Below are 2,818 nucleotides of genomic sequence, written 5' to 3'. Positions count from 1 at the left end.
CGGCCCGGCTCGCCGCCACCGGGCCGGAAGCCGTCGGTGACCTCGCCGCGTTCCTTGCCCGCGCCCGCTTGCAGCACAGCATTCGCACGGCCCGCTCCCGACGCGACCGGGCCGAGGCCCTGTCCCAGTCCGGTCTCGCCTTCCTGGACGGCGCCCCGGACTTCTCGCCGCCGAGCGGCCACCGGACGCGGAAGGCGCTCTTCGGCCCTGCCGCTGTCTTCCGCCACGCTTCCCGAACAGTGCGGCCTGACCGCGCGGACATGCTCACTCACAGACCGCCGGTAGGCTGCGGCGGTGCGTACGGTCGAGCTTCTGTTGGACGAGGCGGCAGAGCTAGCAGTTCGCGAGGCCTGGCGGCGGCTCGCGGACGCGGGGCTGCCCAGTCAGGCGCGCCACCGCTCACCGACCAACAGCCCGCACCTCACCCTGGCCGCCTGCCCGGAGCTGACCGCCCCGATCCGCTGGGAGCTCGCCGAGGCGGCCGCCGCCCTGCCGCTGCCGGTGCGGTTCACCGGCGTGGTCCGCTTCGAGCGGCCCACCTCGGTGCTGGCCTGGGCGCTGGACTGCGACTCCGCGCTGGCCGGCTTGCACCGCCGGGTGTGGGAGGCGGTGGCCTCGGACAGCCCGCCCGCGACCCTCAGCCCATTCCACGAACCTGGGCGCTGGATCCCGCACATCACCCTCGGCCGTACCCGGCGGGCAGGCGCCTTCGCCAGCCGGCGCGTCCCCGAACTGCTGCCGGCGCCGCCGCTGTCGGCCCGGCTCACCACCCTGCGCAGCTACGACACCGAGACCGGTGCCCTGGAAGTGCTGGGACCCCGCCCTTGAGACGCCCCGGCACCTACCGGCCGGCTCCCCCCCCGGCCGAAGTGGCAGCGGCCAGCGGCACCGTCCGCAGTGCCCCTGCCGCCACAACGCTCCCTGATCCGGTCGTCCTGCTCAGTGGTGCGTGTGCTCCAGCCGTAGATCGTGATCTCGTGGAGCAGGCAGCTTGGTGCGTCCGGCGTCGGTAGGCACGGACGTGAGTGGAGGAGCAGGTGCCGAGCAGGCATGGTTGCCGGACAGTGATCTGGGGCGAGGCGGGGACGTCGGGTCGCAGCCAGCAGGTGATGTCGACGGCCAGGACCAGCCGGCCGTCAACGGCCCGCGGCAGGAGCACCGTGGCCGGGGCCCGCCGCAACCGGTCCGCGTCCACCCGGTTGCGGGCCGATGCAGCAGACTCGTCCTCACGACCTTCGTACTGAGCGTGTGTGTTCCTTGGTCGGAGCACATGTTCGGGCGGAGGCCGCTTCCGCGTCCGCCGGATACCGAACCGAGTGGTCAAGTTCGAGGCACCATTCGACGCCGGAGGTTAAAAATCAAGCTGGTGACTGCAGTGTTCTGCCGGCCCTGACGTGGGCGGGGCCGGGTCAGCGTGTGACACGGTTACGGACCGCCAGAACCGCCAGGCCCAGGAGGGCAGGTTCGGCCACGCGGGAGGCCATCTCGACGTAGGTGCCGGCGGTGGTCAGGTCCTGTCCGGAGGAGCGGAACACCACCGAGTTGAGCGTGACGTTCAGGGCCTTCTCGAAGCGCTTGCCTGTGAACCTTTCCCCTGTGGGGTTCTGGGGGTCAGCCTTGTCGATCTCAAGAGTGACTTTGCCTCCGCCGGGTGGCACAGTGCCGGTCGCTTCCTGCTTCGGGGAGTCCTTCGGGAGTCCGAAGCCCATCAGCAGCACGATGGTGACAAGCATGGTGACAGTGAGCCGGCCCGGAGCCCGGGAGGCGTAGGCCGTAGCCGGACAGCATCCAGTAGCTGTGCAGCAGTCCGCGTTCGGCGCGGGTGGTGCCGGTACGGCCGTGTCGGCGCATCTCCATCTCGCCGTAGTAGAAGTCCGCCGCCCCCGGCTCGTTCTTGCCGTCCTCGAATGCCTTGCGCAGCGCCCGCTACACCGGCGCCAGTTGCGCCGGGCCGATGTGTCCGGCACCGGGCACCGCCGCGTTCCAGCCTTGGGCCGCTGTCGTCCGGCTTGCGCGCCAGTGGTGTTCCTCGGCGAGAGTGCGGCGCTGGGTGAACCGCGGAGGCCAGCGCCGCCAGTGCGCGGGCGGGACCTTGTCGAAGGGGCAGGCGCCCTCCAGCCGTACCTGGTCCAGATGTACGGCCCCGGTGAACGGACAGTCCGACAGGTCGACGTCGGCCAGGACCAGGTGCGCTGCGTCCACGCCCCGCAGCGAGGTGATCCGCACCGTGACATCAAGGTCATCAGCAAGAGCCTGTTCTGCTACCGGCTGTCCGTTGGGGAGCAGGGAGGGGGAGGCTTCTGTGGTGATGGTGAGGGGTACTCGAAGACGGCGTGGGCGAAGTCCACCGTGGCGTAGCGCAGACGCACCTCGGCCGCGGACGACCAGCGGGTCCGTCGGCACTCCAGGCGGTGCGCGGCGAACGAGAAGGTCACCGGGCCGCCGAACACCGCCCCGGACAGCACCACCTGTCCGGCGCACACCAACGGCCCGAGGCTGGCCGCCCGCTCGAAAACCGCCTGCCCGAATCGGGCCTCGTTCCGGAAGGTCGCCGAGTCGAACCGGGCGGTGTCCTCGAAGGTCGTCGAGTCGAACCGGGCGGTGCCGAAGCGGGAGGATCTGGTGGCGGGGTCGAGGAGGGCGTCGGGGAAGGGGAGCGCCGCGGTGGTCGATGCTGGCGCCGGGGGCCAGGCCGGCGGGCGGGGCGGACCTGCCAGCGGGCAGGCTGGTGGAGCTGGAGCAGGGCAGAGCCATCTGGTGCTGCGGGACGTGCGCGAGGTGATCAGGGGCGGTGACTTCATGAAGTTCACCATGCGGT

Annotated in this window: 5 protein-coding genes and 1 pseudogene; 1 reads left to right on the top strand and 5 read right to left on the bottom strand. The window is 71.3% G+C overall.

Annotated features, from left to right (window positions below; genetic code table 11):
- Positions 1 to 227 (bottom strand): hypothetical protein (locus tag RIM90_RS27450; protein ID WP_309063441.1); only part of this gene is annotated, 227 nt, incomplete at its 3' end.
- A gap of 88 nt (positions 228 to 315) precedes the next feature.
- Here RIM90_RS27450 and RIM90_RS27445 point away from each other — a divergent pair.
- Positions 316 to 828: a 2'-5' RNA ligase family protein gene (locus tag RIM90_RS27445; RefSeq protein WP_309063440.1), complete on the top strand. Its 513-nt coding sequence runs from the start codon at positions 316 to 318 to the stop codon at positions 826 to 828.
- A 241-nt stretch (positions 829 to 1,069) separates the two neighbouring features.
- Here the strand turns inward: RIM90_RS27445 and RIM90_RS27440 are convergent.
- From RIM90_RS27440 to RIM90_RS27425, 4 genes and pseudogenes are all read right to left on the bottom strand, one after another.
- Positions 1,070 to 1,216: pseudogene (locus RIM90_RS27440) on the bottom strand (transposase); the annotation flags it as partial.
- A 193-nt stretch (positions 1,217 to 1,409) separates the two neighbouring features.
- Positions 1,410 to 1,733, bottom strand: coding sequence for a hypothetical protein (locus RIM90_RS27435; RefSeq protein ID WP_309063439.1), 324 nt, complete (start codon positions 1,731 to 1,733; stop codon positions 1,410 to 1,412).
- Positions 1,734 to 1,926: 193 nt separating this feature from the next.
- Positions 1,927 to 2,202, bottom strand: coding sequence for a hypothetical protein (locus tag RIM90_RS27430; protein WP_309063438.1), 276 nt, complete (start codon positions 2,200 to 2,202; stop codon positions 1,927 to 1,929).
- Between the two features lie 59 nt (positions 2,203 to 2,261).
- Positions 2,262 to 2,818, bottom strand: a 557-nt coding sequence (locus RIM90_RS27425; RefSeq protein WP_309063437.1) for a pentapeptide repeat-containing protein, incomplete at its 5' end; no start/stop codon positions are given.

The sequence above is a fragment of the Streptomyces sp. genome, from assembly GCF_031181555.1.
In the GTDB taxonomy this organism is placed as follows: domain Bacteria; phylum Actinomycetota; class Actinomycetes; order Streptomycetales; family Streptomycetaceae; genus Streptomyces; species Streptomyces fimbriatus.
The sequence above is the reverse complement of the archived record's forward strand: the minus strand, read 5'-3'. Positions and strand labels throughout refer to the sequence as shown.